At 58.3% G+C, this 16,749-nt stretch carries 9 protein-coding genes; 6 read left to right on the forward strand and 3 right to left on the reverse strand.

Annotated elements, in window-relative coordinates; translation table 11 throughout:
- Positions 1-65: 65 nt before the first annotated feature.
- Positions 66-2,039: a TnsD family Tn7-like transposition protein gene (locus NK8_RS32180; RefSeq protein WP_213232294.1), complete on the forward strand. Its 1,974-nt coding sequence runs from the start codon at positions 66-68 to the stop codon at positions 2,037-2,039.
- A 22-nt stretch (positions 2,040-2,061) separates the two neighbouring features.
- On the opposite strand, the gene NK8_RS43475 is transcribed toward NK8_RS32180, so the two are convergent.
- Positions 2,062-2,406: a transposase gene (locus NK8_RS43475; protein WP_301549898.1), complete on the reverse strand. Its 345-nt coding sequence runs from the start codon at positions 2,404-2,406 to the stop codon at positions 2,062-2,064.
- A gap of 314 nt (positions 2,407-2,720) precedes the next feature.
- Here NK8_RS43475 and NK8_RS32190 point away from each other — a divergent pair, with 314 nt between their 5' ends.
- Positions 2,721-4,442 carry a DUF4236 domain-containing protein gene (locus tag NK8_RS32190; protein ID WP_213232295.1) on the forward strand — a complete coding sequence of 574 codons (1,722 nt, stop codon included), beginning with the start codon at positions 2,721-2,723 and terminating at the stop codon, positions 4,440-4,442.
- Positions 4,443-4,562: 120 nt separating this feature from the next.
- Positions 4,563-6,815, forward strand: coding sequence for a P-loop NTPase fold protein (locus NK8_RS32195; protein ID WP_213232296.1), 2,253 nt, complete (start codon positions 4,563-4,565; stop codon positions 6,813-6,815).
- 67 nt (positions 6,816-6,882) lie between these two features.
- On the opposite strand, the gene NK8_RS32200 is transcribed toward NK8_RS32195, so the two are convergent.
- A complete protein-coding gene (locus NK8_RS32200; protein ID WP_213232297.1) occupies positions 6,883-9,066 on the reverse strand; it encodes a hypothetical protein in 2,184 nt (727 codons plus the stop codon).
- A 396-nt stretch (positions 9,067-9,462) separates the two neighbouring features.
- On the opposite strand from NK8_RS32200, the gene NK8_RS32205 reads away from it, so the two are divergent.
- The 3 genes from NK8_RS32205 (at position 9,463) to NK8_RS32215 (ending at position 14,423) form a co-directional block, all read left to right on the forward strand.
- Positions 9,463-10,773 carry a HEPN-associated N-terminal domain-containing protein gene (locus NK8_RS32205; protein ID WP_213232298.1) on the forward strand — a complete coding sequence of 437 codons (1,311 nt, stop codon included), beginning with the start codon at positions 9,463-9,465 and terminating at the stop codon, positions 10,771-10,773.
- A 318-nt stretch (positions 10,774-11,091) separates the two neighbouring features.
- Entirely contained in the window at positions 11,092-12,903 is a 1,812-nt protein-coding gene (locus NK8_RS32210; RefSeq protein ID WP_213232299.1) for an ATP-dependent endonuclease, read from the forward strand.
- Positions 12,900-14,423 carry a UvrD-helicase domain-containing protein gene (locus NK8_RS32215; RefSeq protein ID WP_213232301.1) on the forward strand — a complete coding sequence of 508 codons (1,524 nt, stop codon included), beginning with the start codon at positions 12,900-12,902 and terminating at the stop codon, positions 14,421-14,423. The genes NK8_RS32210 and NK8_RS32215 overlap by 4 nt, the downstream gene beginning before the upstream one ends.
- A gap of 1,131 nt (positions 14,424-15,554) precedes the next feature.
- Here the strand turns inward: NK8_RS32215 and NK8_RS32220 are convergent.
- A complete protein-coding gene (locus tag NK8_RS32220) occupies positions 15,555-16,730 on the reverse strand; it encodes a nitronate monooxygenase family protein (RefSeq protein WP_213233279.1) in 1,176 nt (391 codons plus the stop codon).
- Between the last annotated feature and the right edge of the window lie 19 nt (positions 16,731-16,749).

The raw sequence follows: 16,749 nt of genomic DNA on the forward strand, positions 1-16,749 counted from the left end.
TGCATTGTGCTCGCCGCCAAACATGGACTTCAAAAGGACATCGCCGTACGTTAAGGAGTAGCATCATGACTGTTGCTCTACCGGTACCTTACGATGATGAACTCCTATTCAGCGCTATCGCTCGGTACTTCGCTTCTGTAGCGGTTCTCAACAATTACTCGAATTGCTATCCGGTGATGCAGGGCCTGTTCGAAAGGTCATCCGCACCAAAGGCGGATCTGCTTTTCAATCTATCGAGGGTGGCGTCTGAAACGAGCGCGGCGTGGAGACTGTCGGCGAAAGAAATTGCCTATCATCACACACTTCTGCCCTACTTCCTTAGCTATCTACCTTCCGAAAAACAAGAAGCTGTACTCAATGCGGCGTTCGGGACAGGAATTCCCACGTCTTATGCGCTCCTAGGTCATTTCAACTCGGCCGTGAAGCGGGTCTCCCTGCTGCGTGTCTGCCCCGCTTGCATCCAAGAGGACCGCCAACGGTGCGGTGAAGGCTACTGGCGACGTGCGCATCAACTGCCAGGGGTCTTCGCATGCGTTAAGCACAATCTACCGCTCAGAGTTACTCCGGTGAACGTTGACTGTGATGGTGGCAAAGTCATTTGGACGACGGCTGAACACGCATTTAAAGAGTCCGCCCCTGCTGTGAGCGACCTAGGCAAAGATTGGCTGAAAGACGATACTCTGATGAAGGTAATGAAGGCCTCCGTAAAGTTGCTTTACGAGCCACCAGGAAACTATGGCAAGACTAGCTACGAGAATTACCTTGCCCGTGCCGAGCAGGCCGGCTTCGTCAACATTCGCGGGTGGTTGAAGACAGAGGCGTTCTCCGCTTCGGCAACCGGCTGGTTCAATGCCGGGTATCTTAAGAAGGTGGGACTGAGCACAGGTAAATGGGCGGTCCGCATGCTGACGTGCGAGGCTAAGAAGCAAGTCTTTCAGCCACTTGAGCATGTTCTGTTAGAGCACTTTTTTGACGGTATCGAATCATCGAATCAGGCCCTGGCCCATCGATTAAGACCACCGCCTAGTGAAGACGTCGCGGTCTGTCCGAACCGGCTCGCTGCCCATCGACGCGGCCATCGGATGGACCATGTCGCTATAAAGTACAACGCTGACGGCTCGTTCGTCGGAACTGGACGATGCGCTTGTGGTGTTAGCATCCGCTTCTCGCGGTTCAAACGTGGAACCCGTGAGCCGGTGATTGATCGCTTTTACAGCTTGGGGGAGCATCCGCGGAACGCAATCATCAAATTGCGCGATGAAGGAGCGTCGCTCGGCAGCATCTCGGACCGGTTGGATGTTCCCAAAGCAAAGATTCAACATGTCATCTACACAAACACAGCGAAAGCCAAACGCTTGAGGTCGTACGCCGGAATAAGCCCACGCTACATTCGAAGCTTGCGAAAGGAATGGATGGATATTCTCAACTCAGTGGACGGCGCGCAGGCCGGGCTCGCGAGGCAGCAAAGCCCCCAAATTTACGAGATCCTGCGGAGGCACGATGCGAGATGGCTCATTGACGTAACGGAGAGCAACACGTTGGACCGCAACGACGATCGATGGCGCGAGCGCGACGAACTATCCGTTTCAGCACTGATTGAAGCTAAGGAGCGTCTTCTCTCCGCGAAGCCCCCGATACGCGCAACTCGAAATGCTATGACACGGGAAGTCGGAGTGTGTTGGTATTTATTTAACGCAGGGCGAATGCCACGCGGAGCGGCTGCCCTCGAACAGCTTGAGGAATCTTGGGAGGAGTTTCGGATACGTCGCCTGTGGATCGCAGCACAAAATATCGTTCAGCGCGGTCTGCCGCGGACCCGTGCGAAGGTTTTGCATCTAGCGTCAGTACGGTTGAAAGACGTTACTCCGGCGATCGAAAGTGTAGTGGATCAAATCATTGGCGGGTTCGCTGGAGACGCGGGCCCAAGCGAGGCTCCATCCTCTTGCGTTTTGCCGACTGCCTCGAATACCTGTCCGGCAACCCAGGGGGCAGCATCGGACTATAGATTGCCGCGACTGCGGAAACATAGAACAGCGTAGACGGCACTGGCGGCAAGAACCCTTAAGTTCCAAAGGTGCTCGGGCTTGACGTCCTCCCGGCCCTAAAGGACCGGGATTCCTTTAGCAAGACGGCCACGTCCGGCCGCGAGATTGGTTGATGCGAGGCCGTCCTGCAATCCCGCGCCGCCGGCGCGCCATGCCTTCCCAGTAGCGAGGATGTTCCGGGCGCGTTGACGTCTCGCTCGTGATTCGAGCCGCAGGCTTCGCATCGCCATTCTCTTATCCCAAGACCTGCGATACCTTTCGGCCCCGTGCGGCTGCTGCAGCACGAACAGGTCTGGGTAGAAAACGCTTCATTGACTTCCTCGAACCACACGCTGGCGTCAGCGCACTTGTACTGCAGCATGGTTCGGAACGCGCGCCGGCTCCAGGTCGCGATGAAAACGATGAGCCTCGACCTTGGATCCGTCGCTTGCTGTCAGGAAATCTTTTAAGCCCAGGTCAATGCCGATGGCCGTCGTCCCCCCGGGAGGCCGCCGGTCGCTTCGGGCGACGGTGCCGTGCGCCGATTGCCTGCTGAGGCCGGCGCGCTATCACCAGCTCTTAGCCGGCTTTTTTCTAGTGCTATCATGCGCAAAGAACAAGAAATAGGCCAAATTTCCCCACGACGGCGCGATCTCGGACGCGCGGCGTCACGGGAACTCGAGGAGAATAAAAATAATGGGCTGGGGCTTTCGAAAGAGCATCAAGGTCGCACCGGGAATCCGCATCAATCTCAGCAAGAGCGGAGTCAGCACCTCAATTGGCGGAAGGGGATTCACGTACAACGCGCGCGGCCGCGTAACGACGAGCATTCCCGGCACTGGAATACGGTTCACACATAACCTGAGAGGCGCGCGGACGTCGCGCCCTGTCAGCTCAGTCCTAACAGCAAGCCGAAGCCTTGATGCGGACGGCTCGGCGCGCCTATCAAAGCGCGAGCAGGCGACGCAAGAGTTCGTGGTCAAGGTCCAGGAGCGCACCGCAAGCGCACTGGTCGACTACTTTTTCTCTCACGGCGTTTATGTGCGCGCCGAGGACCTGAGCGATGCCGTGACCCTGGAAACGCATCAGGACTTCCTGCAATCGCTCTCACGGGAGACTGAGGCCACGACAGACGCTATCCGGCTAGCCGTTGACATCGGCTGGATCTCCCTTGCCGAGAAAGAGAAAGCGATGCGGGCGGTGTATGCGATAGAAAAGCAGTGCTCTGAGCATCAGGGCTCAAGAGCGGAGCTGAGCCAGGCGTCGTCGGTCCTGCTTACCGCAGTACGCAGCTATCCTTCGGCGCCTGCCCTGGTAAGCCCGCTCATCATCGGATTGGTGGGTGCTTTCATAACCTACGCGGTCAGTATCGGGGCTGGCCTAGGGTTGACCGCCCTCGCCCTACTGTACGGTTACGTTAACGCATCAAAATACCTTCGCCAGCGCAACGCGACATTGACCAACGTCGAAGCCGCGGACCAATACTTCGACTCATTGCTCACCGACGAAGTCACACCCCGCCCCTCGCTTCTAGTCGGCCGCGACATTGTCCGCCCAAAGGCAATCGGTTTTGCCGCGGTAACGCTGGTTGCGACCTTGTGCGCTATCGTAACGCAATTCTCGCATCCGATTCGGACCGTCGCCGATACCGTCGAGTCGGACGCTCCCAGCCCTGCCGATACCGCCCGTACGCCTTCTCCGGTACCTCTCGCGGGAATGCCGACCACCGGCCTTTCGTGGATGGCCGGCAAGTATCCGTACGATGTCGTGAACGACCGGCGGTTCAGGGCGGCCTTCCAGGGAGTCTCTCGGGCCGATTGGAAAAAAATTGCCGACCGGCTGACCGTCGTCAATGAAGCCGGAATCCAGTCGAAGGACGGCTACCTAGTGGGTGAAGGCTGCAAGGCTCACGAATGCAATTCCGAGAAGGCAGCGTTCGCTATCAATGAGAGCACTGGCAAAGGCGTGCTCATAGTGATGGAGACGCCGGGAAGCTCTCCCATCTTCACAACGTACCGCTGGGAGCAGCTGACCATCGGCCAAACTCCGCTGGCAGCCTGGAAGCAACAGCAACTCGCCGATTCGGTCAGTGTGTCATCGACGTCCTCGTCAGGCTCCCCCACCGATCCAGCAACCCCGACCTTCGCAGCAAGCTTCGACTGCTCCAAAGCGCGCTCGGATGCTGAGCATCTGATCTGCAGTGACGCAGAGCTTGCCGCCGCCGACGTCGATTTGGCTGCGATCTACGCGAGGGCGAAAGCAGCCGCGATGGACCAGACGGCTTTCCGCGAACGCACGCGCGCAGAGTGGAACTACCGTGAGCAGACCTGCCACGACCGTGAGTGCGTAACTCGTTGGTACGCTGACCAGAAGGTAGCGCTCAACGAGATTGCGGCGACGGGAAATGTCGGCCGGTGACAGCTCTGTCCCGTCGGTCGCCGAAGTTTGTATCCGCGAGCGTAAGTGGTTTTACGCCAGCGATGAGTTCGACAAGCGATCGCACCCCGAAGAAAAGCGTGACTCTCCACGATGAAAGGCATGAACAACGAAAATAGAAACGCTCAGGTGGACGAACCCACGCTGGAGAACTCCTTGGGAAGCGACGCGCCACAAATACACCCCTCCCTTGATGAGTTCGGCTACGCGCCCTTCGCTCGCGCAATTGCTCGGGCCGTCCGAACCACTCCGAGCCCGAAGGGCTTGGTCATGGCAGTCGACGGACCCTGGGGAGCCGGAAAGACAAGCTTACTCAACTTCGTCGCGCACTATCTGACTGAGGCTAACGCACCGCTTGCCGGTGGGCTCGTGAGCGATACGCCGGTCATTGTCGCCTTCAATCCGTGGTGGTTCGCTGATGGCGAGCAGCTCGCAATGCAGTATCTAAGGCAAATTCGGGCGCGCTTTCCGTCAGAGAATGCGAAGCTCATGGCCGTCGCAGACACGTTCGCAGAGTACGCCGACACCATCGGTTCGGCAGTCGAAAAAAGCATCGCCACGACGGGCTTCGCGATTCCCCTGCTAGGACCGGTTATCTCATGGCTTCTCAAGAAGTTCCGTCGTGCGGACAAAGACATTCCCACACTGAAGGCCGAAATATCGAAGGCGTTGAATCAATCAGGTGTCCGATTCGTCGTCTTTATCGACGACATCGATAGACTCGCGCCCGATGAGGTCCGTGAGGTATTCAAGGTCATCAAAGCGGTCGCCGACTTTCCGAACGTCGTATACCTCTTGGCGTTTGACCGGAAACTGGTCTCCGGCTCGTTGCAAGCCTCCCTTGGAATAGACAACGGCGATGCTTATCTTGAAAAGATCGTGCAGGCGCAGTTCGTCTTGCCTGCAGTTTCACATGAGCTTCTCATTCAGAAGCTGTTACGAGACCTCGATCGCCTCATCGGTACACCGGGGGACGATGAGTTTCCCGTGGATCCGGCGCATTGGGCCAACGTGCTTCATGACGGGCTGGCGTCGCTCGTTCAAACCCCTCGGGACGTCGTGCGTGTAGTCAACGCGCTCATGGTCACCTTCCCTTCAGTTCGCGGTGAAGTGAATCCGGTTGATTTTATTGCAATCGAGTTTTTGCGTGTCTTCGTTCCCGCGGCATATGCAGTCATACGTGACAACAAAGAGAAGTTCACCGGAGTATCGGATCGCGGAAATCGCGATGAAATGGAGCGATTTCACGATGGCTGGCTTGAGTCAGTGGCAATCAAAGACCGTGGTTCAGTCAAATCGCTAGTCAAGCGCCTGTTTCCCCGCCTTCAATTCGTGTGGGACAATGTTTCATACGGTGAGAATTCACTTCGCAGATGGAGCGCAAAAGGCTTAGTGTGTACCCCCGAGAAATTCGACCGATACTTCCAGTTCAGCGTCGCCCCTGACACCCTCAGCGAACGGGAAATTCGTGCCTTCGTAAATCTCGGCGACAACGTAGATGCGCTCGCGAACGCATGGCTCGAGGCTTTCGAAGTTCGCCGCGCCGCCGGCACATGCAAGGCCAGTGACCTAATCAACGCCTTGCTTGATTTCGACGACCTTCCTGAGCCGTTCGCTCTCGCGTGCACTGAGGCTTTCTTTCGAGTCGGGGATACATTTATAGCCGACCCGCGGAACTCGCTACCCGGATTTTTCAGCGTTCACGCTGACATTCAAGCCTTCTGGTTGATCAACCATCTCGCCGCCAGAATCCCGGACGAGTTGCGAGAAACTACATTCATCCGTCTCGCTCGCGATGGTGACGCGTTGGGAGTCGCCCTACGCCTCACGTACAGCATCACCGGGCTCACGCGGCCAGATGCGACCCAGCGGGACTCCATCTTTCAGACGTTCGCGCCTGAGGCCGTGCAGCAAATGAAGGATGCGGTGATCGCGCGCGTGCGTCACGCCGCAGAGAACAATACGCTCACCGCCCTACCGGATGTATACCTCGCATTACTCGCTTGGAGCAATTGGGTTGATGTCGCCGCGGTTCAAAATTGGCTCGAAGGCGCTCTGCGAAACGACGACACGCTGCTTAAGTTGTTGGTCGAGGCACGCCAGATTGGAACCTCTCATACGCTCGGGGAGCACACGTCACGTCGCATTGTTTCCATAAATCCCAAGACTATTGGGCAGTACCTGCCGCCGACTATCAGCCTCGAGGACCTATCCCGCCGCGTTCAGGAGGTTAGCGCTCGTCGAACTCTCAGCGATGGCGAGACTGAGGCAGTTCGCGAATTTGCACGAGGCATGGAGGAGCTCCTGAAAGCCGCGTCATCTCCTGATGATGCAACAGCGCCGGAAAAGCCATAGGGCCAATCGAGTCGCTCACGCAATTGCACTTGCGGAGTGAACGCGCTGCGATGCGGTCGTATGGTAATCACTTCTTCACTGAATTCTCGTTTGAGTCCGCGGTCTTTTCCACGCCTGACGGTCTACACGATTGGATGAATTGCTCGCCGCCTGCATGGCGGTCGAAGACGAGTCCTCGTTTCGGATCGACATGAAAGAGCAACTGGAGGGACATGCCTGTGAAGCCGTTGAACACGACCGTCAGCGCGACCGCTTGCTCGCCCGATGCCGACGCGCGCGTCGACGCAATTACTTGGCTCATTCTCCATCGATGGCTCATATCGAGGATGGCAGCATTCCAAGCCGCGCTGTTCGGTGCAAGCGCTTTTCCTGATGTTGAGGGTAGCGACCTGTTGGCTCTCTCTCGGATGGTGGACGCATACGGGCTGTTGAGTTGAGCAGCGAGATCAATATCGCACGTGACCCCGTGGTCGGGAACGGCCTGGAGACCCGACGAAGAATCCAAACGGAGCCGCGTGAGAAGTACGTCGAACCGAAGCATTGGGTCAGCGACGTCGTCGGGCGTAGCACACATATCCAGGCCGCGTTGACGTGCGTTCGTGAATCGCGGGAGGAATATCTGGGCCTCGTCCATCTGCGGGAAACGCGCGATGATCGGTGGTATTTCCATGTAGCAGTCACGTGCTTCCGGCATGAAATCCACGAACTTCCCCTCGCTGGGAAGTCCATTCGGACCCAGCAGCCATGTCTTAAGTCGCGGATTCACGCCGCGCCGCTCGCTTTCTTCCTCTCGCCAATCCACCCCGATGAGCGCACTTGTCCCATCACCACGCACACGTATGAGACTCAGCGGTTCGTTCTTTTCCGTGGCATCCAGCATGAAGCGCTGGGTGGCGCCGTCGGGCCCGTCGCCGAGTCCTTGCCTCGTCACGAGGACTTGCTTCGCAAATTCCTTTGCGGAGTTATCGGTCAGATAGTGCCCGCCCGGGTCCACACCCACGCCACGGGCAAGCACCAACACATTCGTCGCATTTCCCTGCGCATCCTTTTCGACGAGCAGGTCATGTACGAGGAAGCGGTACGCGTTGTGGACATTCTGTGTATCCAAGCCGTGAGTACGATATGCCAGAGGGGGATCGAGGCGATGCTCCAACAGCTTAGGGCCCGTGCCGTTACCAAGAGACCCTCTGTGGGTTAGCGAAATAATTTCTGCCTCGTCGCCTTTTTGCGTAATCTTTGAGACCGAGACATCGCAATCAGTCACCCCGTTAGTGCCGGTGCACTGCATCACATCGCGGCGGGATTCGAACTTCAACGCCGCGCCCTTTTCAGCGGTGCTCGAATGGAACATCTCGACTTCCAAGCTCGTGTCCGTGAATCCTGCTCGGGCGAGCGACAACAGCGGTGCATCCGAACGACCCTGCAATACCTGGGGAGGCGTTGCCATTCGTGCATTCGGAAAGGCAACCAGATCCGCTCGAAGGGGGATGAGCGTGCCTGTCGGCGAGTCTGTCTCTTTCTCGTCGACCATCGTTACCGAGTTGCGCTTGAACAGAAAAGCGCGTATTCCGAGATCGCGAGGATCCGCAGTGACAGTGCTCTGTGGCATAGCGCGCGCTATCACGTAGTTATCCGCGTGCTCAGGCATCGGATCATATTCAAAGTATGTCGATCTTCCGGGGCCCTTGTAGGATCCGGAGCCGCCGAGCGCCACACCAAGCAGGACTTTTTTCGCTTCCGTCTCGCAATAGCTATAGGGATCCGTCCCAGCCTCCGACTCCCCTTTAGCGTCACCGCCGCCTTCGCGCTGAATCTGCCGGCATAACCGAAAAGCCGACTCTTGCAACGCGAGGTCGCAGTCATTTTGGGTGTATCCGTAGGTTGCAAAGCCGTGCCGGTAGCAGAAGTCATGATTCACGCATGCCTGCCGAAACCGCAGACGGATGTCCGACACTCCATCGGGACGCTTGAATGCGACGTCGCCTATCGAAGGAATCGAGCAGTCAATCCCTCTCCCCTCGCCACCTATGATCGCTTCCGTTTCCACTGAGGACGGGTAAGCGACGAACGTAGAAGGTGCTTCCGACTCGAACGGTCGCTCAAGGTTGGAATACACCTTGTTCGAGATCTTATCGGTGATCCATGTGCAACTCGATAACGCTGACCAGGCGAATACGAGAACTAGGACCCGCGCCCCTCCGCCGAAGCAGGTGGAGAACACACCGGGACGAGAGAGCCGGATTCGATCCATGATTCACCGCTTATTTGAGGATGACCGTTCGCCGGCCGAGCAGCGGCCGTGCATCTGACTTTAGGTGAACAGTCCAACAAGTTCCAGCAATTGGCGGATAGAATCGTGCTTTGGCGGCTGCATTCTATGTGAAGGATTGAGCCTCGTACTTGTTCTATTTGGAGTACGAGAGAGGCAGAATTCGAGATAGGAGGGGCCCGTGCACCCGGATGGACTGCTCAGTCGGCCACCGCTCACGTCGAATCGCACGTCAAGATACAGCAACGGATCGCCAGGACTTGCGAGTTCCAGCAGAGCAGATGAGGCGGTCGAGCGTGTCACAATATTTTTTTTTTGAGATCGAGCGCAAGCTACTCACGCTGGCACTCTCGGTCTGCTCGGAGTGAGGCTACACGTATGGTATGCATCACCAAGGCGAGCCCCGGCAGCCCCACGCTTTTGCCACTCCGCTGGTCGAACAAATTAACGAGGGGATCGAAGTGGGACGAGCGAAAGCATGGGCTATGGAGCAGCAGGAGAAAGGATTCTACTCGAACAGACACACGCGTCTGTAATCGTTGCATCGTCGACCTGGCACTTCGCCGCTTCATAAAGAAAGAAGGCGAAAAAGGCCTCGACTGTTCATATTGTGATGCGGACTCACAAGGCAAAAAGTCCGTTGAGTTTGACCGTTTCGTCGAGCGTGTGTTGCGGGGAATCCAAAGCGAATGGGGCGAGCCCAACAACGAAGGAGTTCCATGGGAACAGGGATGGGTTGGCGACGTTTTCGACACCTATGACATCCTCACCGAGGAGATCGACATTGGCTTCGCACATGACAGTTTGTTCAAAGACGTTGTAAGCTCGCTGAGCGACCACCAGTGGTGCCAAAAGAATTTTTACGAGCTAGAGCCACATCAAGCACTTTCAGCAGGCTGGAAAGAATTCGCATCTGTTGTCAAGCATGAGTCACGCTACGTTTTCTTTCGCCGGGACGACGCGCGAGCGCGATGGCGCGGAGGCGAGGAAATTCCACCGTCCGAGTTTCTTGACGCTCTTGGAGCGGTCAACGAGAGTTGCGGCTTGTATAAGACGCTCCCCGCTGGGACCGCGATAAGTCGGCTACGGCTGCACGCGGAAGACGAAAAGCTCACGAAGGCCGGAGAACTGGGCTCTCCGCCGGCCGACAAGGCGAAATTCGCAAACCGCATGAGCGCCGCAGGCATTTCAGCATTCTATGGCGCTTTTGACAAAGCGACCGCGATCGCGGAGACAACCACATCCCTGGACGAGTCCACATGGGCAACGCTTGGTCACTTCCGTCTTCTCAAAGATATTCGTGTCGTCGACCTTACCAAACTACCTAATCTACCGGGCGTCTTCGAACCAGATTCGCGCTCTGAGCGTCAGGGGATCGTGTTCTTGCGCGACTTCCTCGACGACTTCACCGCGCCGATTAAGAAGGACGGCCGCGAGCATATCGAGTATGTACCGACGCAGGTTGTCGCCGAATATTTGAGATTCGTCCACCGCGACAGAAAAAATCGCGCAATCGACGGCGTCCTTTATAAGAGTGCTCGGCAAACAGGTTCTCAGGCATGCGTACTGTTCGTTGGCGCTGAAGCTGCATGCGATCCTGGAGACGAAGACAGCGACAAAATTCTTGTGCTGGACTCCACTGAGACATTCGAGATACAGCCGACGCCTTCGTCCACACACTCACTCTGAAACGAGCGAGACCGGGCACATTGATCGTCGATGCATCAGTGGTCGCCCGCTTTGTGCGTTGGCATCCAGATGAGATAACACCATAATACTGGCGGTGGCCGCCGACGACTCCTTTCCAGGGTCCGGCATCGCTAGGCCGTAGTATGGCAGCCGAGATTTGCTCGTCGGGCGAGAGAGCGCCTCGTACTTGCGGAGAATCGCTACTGCTTGTCCGCCCATAACTCAACCTCGTTAATTCGTCTTCTTCCGCTTGCTCGGCCATTTCACGGATAATGTAGCCTAAGTCGAATGAGGCGTAAAAGCCGAACGGGGATTCGAATGGCATCAGAGATCAAACGTCTTCACATCGAACGCTTCCGCGGAGTTCGAGAATTGACGTGGCACCCCCAGCCCGGCCTGAACCTACTACTAGGTGGGGGCAACGTTGGTAAGTCAACGATCCTGGAGGCGATCGGTCTTCTGCTCAGCCCGACTACGAGCTACACGCTGTTGGACTCGGACTATTTGGATCGTCTCGTCGAAGACGGGTTTCTCATTGAAGCGGTCATGAGTCTCCCTGGAGATGTGAATCGCCAGAGCAGCATGGCATGGCCATGGGAATGGGATGGTCAGGACGCTGTACTTCAGTTGGCTGTGGAGCCGGAAATTGCGGCGCCAGCACAGGCTCCTCAACCCGCAAGGCCTGCAGTCTACAAGGTCCGCGTCCGTGGCACAGCGGACTTGGAACTCGTGTACGAAATCGTGCAGCCGGACGAAAGCGTCACGGTATTCTCCGTCGCATTGCGCCGCCAGATTGGACTCGTGCGCTTGCTGGGCGATGACCAAAGCGATCGCGACCTGCGGCTGCTTGTTGGATCCGGCCTCGACCGGCTAATCAATGACCGTGGTCTACGCGCGCGGCTTGGGCGGGAGTTTGCCGCTAACTCCGTTGATCAGCATCTCGAAGCCGAGCCACGTACTCGCCTGGAGCAACTCGATCAGGACTTCGCTGAGCGTCAACTTCCAAACCGGCTTGGCCTGGCCTTCACCGGGGGCGCCGGTCAGTCTATTAACGCACTCATCGGTCTCACCGCCATTAAGAACGACGTGGTATTGCCCCTTGCAACTTGGGGCTCGGGCACCCGTCGTTTGGCTGCGCTGGCAATCGCAGATTGCCTGCAGGACGGCCACCCGATCACCCTCGTGGATGAGCTCGAACGTGGGCTTGAACCCTATCGCCAGCGTCAGCTTGTTCGCCATATTGCTGCCGGACAAGGCCAGACTTTTGTCACCACGCATAGCGCCTCCGTTGTGACCACGGCAATTGACGCGTCAATATGGTACGTCGACACCGGCGCAAGGGTCGGTACGCTCGCGCGAGAGAAGGTATCCCGCCATCTAGCCCGAGACCCAGAGGCGTTTCTGGCGCGGCTCACCCTCGTCGCTGAAGGCGCAACCGAGGTCGGGTTCCTCCAAGAAATCTTCGATCACGAACTGCCCGGATGGAAGGACCGCGGCGTTCACATCGCAGACGGCGGCGGCAATGACGACACCCTGATCCTACTTGAAGCGCTTTCGACCGGCGGAGTGAAATTTGCCGGATTTGTCGACAACGAGAACAGGTACGCAGGGCGATGGCGCGCCGTGGCGGACCGCGTCGGCGCGCTTCTATTCCAGTGGAACGCCGGCAACATGGAAGAGAATGTGATTCCGCTGTTCGCCGCCGAACAGGTTCAAATGCTCATCGCTGATCCAGAAGGAGAAAAAACCGGGCTCCGGTTGCGGACGCTTGCCGATAGGCTGGAAACAGCCGACGCCTCGTTCGAGGCACTGAGCGCGCTCGCATTAGCGCGCCGCGGCGAAATCATCGACGGCCCAGCGCACCCCCTGCTCCCTTGGATCGTTGAAGCCGCAACGGGTAAGGTACCCGATGTACTACGCGACGCGCCGGCGGCACAACGCAACCCCTTCAAGGGACATGCGGGAGCATGGTTCAAAAGCATCGAAGGCGGTCGTGAACTGGCCGGAAAAGTTTACGGCTCTGGTGTCTGGGATAGACAACTGAATGCCGTGCTGCGGGGTTTCGTCGACGCGGTTATCCTCGCACAGGCCGATCCGGTTCCTGCTGCGGCCAGGAGGCAGGCCCGGTGAGCGACGCCTCGGTCGCTGAAGCGCTGCGGACAGAGGTGCAGCGTGTCGTTGTTGAGGCGCCTGCAGGCACGGGCAAAACATATCAAGCCGCCAGCTACGCTCGGGATGCTACAACAGGCCTGGGTAAAGGCCAGCGGGTACTGATATTGGCCCATACACATTCCGCCTGTGGCGTCTTCTCGTCGAGAACGACCGACTTGGCGGGACGGCTGAGAATTGGGACCATCGACTCACTCGTCGCAACGATCGCCCAGATCTACCACCGTGCTCTTGACCTACCTGCAGATATTCACGCTTGGTCGATTGCTCGAGGAGCCGAATGCTACGCCGACCTCGCAGACAGGGTACTGCGCCTGATCGTCCGTTCACCTGGTATCGCTGGCGCGGTCGCAGAACGACACCCCATCATTATCTGCGACGAGCATCAGGACGCCAGCCAGGATCAACACACGATCGTCGATATGCTTGGACAGGCAGGTGCGAAAGTGCGGTTTTTTGGCGACCCTATGCAGATGATTTTCAGTACAGGGCGGGAACGCGAATCACATGAGACTCAATGGCGCGATCTCGTGGCAAGCGCCAACGCCTTCGAGCACCTGGACACTGCACACCGCTGGACTAATGGCTCTCCTGAACTGGGCGCCTGGGTGCTCGAACAGCGCGAGCGGCTAAGTGCCGGCGGCAGCGTCAATCTGGGGAACCGGTTGCCCAGAGGCTTACGCCTGTTGCGGGCAGACAATCGTGCGCCGCGCTTTGGCGGCTTCCAGCTAAGTCCGGTGGAACGTCGTCCGCTCGACATCGTGGTCCGGGACAGTCCGAACCTGCTGGTGTTGACCGCTCACAATAAAACGGTACTCGGTCTCAACGCGTTCTGGGGAGCCCGCATACCGATCTGGGAGGGTTATACGAGACACGCCTTGAGTGATCTCCTTGCGGCCTGCCGCGTCCGGTCCGGCGATCCTGTCGCCCTCGGCAGGGCAATGTGTGTCTTCCTCGAAGCGGTCGGAAAAGGCTTCTCGCCCACAGCCTTCGGCAATCGACTTGCTCAGGAACTGGAAACCCACTGCGTGAGACCCTGCCGCGGGAAACCTGCAGAGATTCAATCGATAGCTCGGCTGATTTTGCAGAAGCCCACCCATACCGGCGTCGGCGAAGCAATCGATCGCATCCATCACCTGATGAATACGAGCCAGCATTTCGGCGACGCCCGCATCGACCTACGGACGGAATTTGCTCAGGCACGGCGCATTCAGGTGCACCCTGACATCAGCACCGTGCTTGCAGGACTTGCTTATCAGCGCGGCAAAGGAAGTGACCGGATGCCGTTCCGGTCGATCAGCACGATCCACAAGTCCAAAGGGCTTGAATGCGATCGCGCCGTTCTGATTCCTTGTGACGCTGGCAGTCTCGCGCCCAATCAGAAAAACCGATGTCTGCTGTACGTTGCGCTTAGCCGATCTTGCGAGGAACTCACGCTTGTGGTGCCGAACGACAACCCGTCCCCGCTCCTCGAACTGTAGCCTCATCGTGTCCGAACATCGCATGTGCATAAGCTGGTAACGAGCGCCGACTACGCATGCCGTCGAACACGATGCAAGGTCGGGCATGCCGAAGCGATGCCGCAGCTAGCCGCCAAACGCCAAGAGCAGCGAGCTACTATGCCGCCGGGTCCTTTCGCGTATGTGGCATAACTGAACCGCCTTCACAGACGGGCGACCTTCGGGCGAACCGGGTATCGCAATCTAACAGACGCCTCGTGGTCGGACCGGTTAGTACGTCGCAAATTTGGACTCTTACTTACCTACAGGCACCAAGCCGCACAGCTAATCTCAGTGTTGTGCAAGTGTCGATACTAACCTAATGATCCATTGAGACTGGCAGAAGTCTTCGGCAGTTAACGATGCGCAACAGGCAAGTTAACTCTGCGGCACGAATCCAGGCAGTTGCTTTCTGTCGTCGTCGCTAATCCGACAGCGGTATTGTTAACTAACACTTCTGGCTGGGATGCATCGGTCAGGCGGGCTCGACGATGAGTTAACGAAGGCGGATCGTTCACTCGGCCCGAAGCATAATTGTTGCGGGACCTGCATCGGAGACAATGATCGACGAGTGGCGTCTCCGGCCGCCGATCGCGTTAACGTGGCATTCCGTATAGCGTAGATTCTTCGCAGTTGCTGCCCGCTGCGTCGCCGGGAGCCAAGAGCGTGCTTCCTTCCCTCAACGAGGCGCAAAGGCAGACGTGGCAAGGCCGGCCAGGCTTTCTGTGCGTCTCCAGCTTCGTCGCTTTGAGCCCGGTACAGACTTTTCGCTCGCTGGGGAGCCGTCCACAGTCCAAAAAACAAGGACTTGGACGATGATTTGGTACGACCTCTTTTGCGCATCATCAGCTTGGTCGGCATGATGTCTGATGCGCGAGAGTGAAGTTGCCCGCATTCTAGACAGCGCGACGACGCGCAAATCTCGGAACAAAGCGAAAGCGCTATTGGGAATATGAAATGCGGCGTTTCGCACATGCCGCGCTCATGCGCTTGGGGAATCGAAATGATTCACGCCGCTGCGCTTTCGCGTGACGCTATCAGCATCACGAGCATGCCGATTCGCTCAGCGCGATCCGCCACGGCGCGCAGCGAAACAGCGCGTTTCCGTTTTACTCAGCACGAAGCAGGCGCGGCTTTGGTCGCACCTGTCAGCAGCAGTTCGATCAGATCGCGCACGCTGCGGATCGCCGCGCCGAACGGCAGCTTCTCGCGTCCACGGAAAAACAGCCCGTTGCCGACATCGCCGCGCAAGGCAGCGGCCAGCCGCGTATCGATGCAGAAGTGGCCGAACTTCTCGATGCCGTCGCGCAGGCCGCACGCGCTCAGGCAGTCGAGCGCCGACGGGCACGCCTGCTTGCGCGCGCCGATCTTCGTGCGGATGCGTTCTTCATTGCGCAGATAGCGCATGAGCCAGGGCGTCTTGACGGCGCGCGCGGGCAGTCCCGTCACGCTGACGAATTCGACGATATCGTCCGGCGTCGCCTCGACCAGCACGCGCTTGAAGTCGGGATGCGCGTCGCCCTCTTCGGTGACGGCGAACGGCGTACCGATCTGCACGCCGTTCGCGCCCGCCGCGAGCCACTTGCGCACTGCTTCGTGACTGTTGATGCCGCCCGCGACAATCACCGGCACGTCTTCGCGCTTGAGTCCGAGCGCTGCGAAAGATGCATCGAGTTCCGTCAGCACGCGCTCGAAACCGAAGCGCTCGTCGTGCATGTCCGCGACGGCGGCGACGCCCAGATGACCGCCCGCGTGCGCCGGATGCTCGATCACGATGGCATCGGGCAGGCGGCCTTTTTTCATCCACTTCTTGAGCACGAGCGTGACGCCACGGCTGTCGGAGAGAATCGGGATCAGCGCGATATCGCAGCCTGCGGTGAGATCGGGCAAGTCGAGCGGCAGGCCCGCGCCCATCACGATGGCGTTCGCGCCCTCGTCGCACGCGACGCGCGCGTAATCCGCATGCGCGCTCACCGCCTTCATCACGTTGACGGCGATCATGCCGCGCCCTTGCGACAACTCGCGCGCCGCCCTGATCTCGCGTGCGAGCGCGATCAGGTTCGCGCGTTCGAGCGTCGGGCGCGAGTGGTCTTCACGGCACATCGCGAGCAGATCCTCGTGATGATGACGCAAGTCGATGCTCGCGATGGTGCCGAACGCGCCTTCACGCGCGACGCTGCCCGCCAGCCGGTGCGCGGAAATGCCGACGCCCATGCCGCCCTGCACGATCGGCAGAAGGCTGCGACCGCGAATCTTGAGCGGCGCGAAGGAATGTGCGTGAGAGGTCATGGGCGATTCGGTTTGATAT

It is taken from the genome of Caballeronia sp. NK8, assembly GCF_018408855.1.
Lineage (GTDB): Bacteria > Pseudomonadota > Gammaproteobacteria > Burkholderiales > Burkholderiaceae > Caballeronia.

Bases quoted from the DNA above. Each gene is read 5' to 3' on its own strand.
- NK8_RS32200 (WP_213232297.1), bottom strand. From the start codon at position 9,066: ATGGATCGAATCCGGCTCTCTCGTCCCGGTGTGTTCTCCACCTGCTTC.
- NK8_RS32210 (WP_213232299.1), top strand. From the start codon at position 11,092: ATGGCATCAGAGATCAAACGTCTTCACATCGAACGCTTCCGCGGAGTT.
- NK8_RS43475 (WP_301549898.1), bottom strand. From the start codon at position 2,406: ATGCTGCAGTACAAGTGCGCTGACGCCAGCGTGTGGTTCGAGGAAGTC.
- NK8_RS32220 (WP_213233279.1), bottom strand. From the start codon at position 16,730: ATGACCTCTCACGCACATTCCTTCGCGCCGCTCAAGATTCGCGGTCGC.
- NK8_RS32180 (WP_213232294.1), top strand. From the start codon at position 66: ATGACTGTTGCTCTACCGGTACCTTACGATGATGAACTCCTATTCAGC.
- NK8_RS32205 (WP_213232298.1), top strand. From the start codon at position 9,463: ATGGTATGCATCACCAAGGCGAGCCCCGGCAGCCCCACGCTTTTGCCA.
- NK8_RS32190 (WP_213232295.1), top strand. From the start codon at position 2,721: ATGGGCTGGGGCTTTCGAAAGAGCATCAAGGTCGCACCGGGAATCCGC.
- NK8_RS32195 (WP_213232296.1), top strand. From the start codon at position 4,563: ATGAACAACGAAAATAGAAACGCTCAGGTGGACGAACCCACGCTGGAG.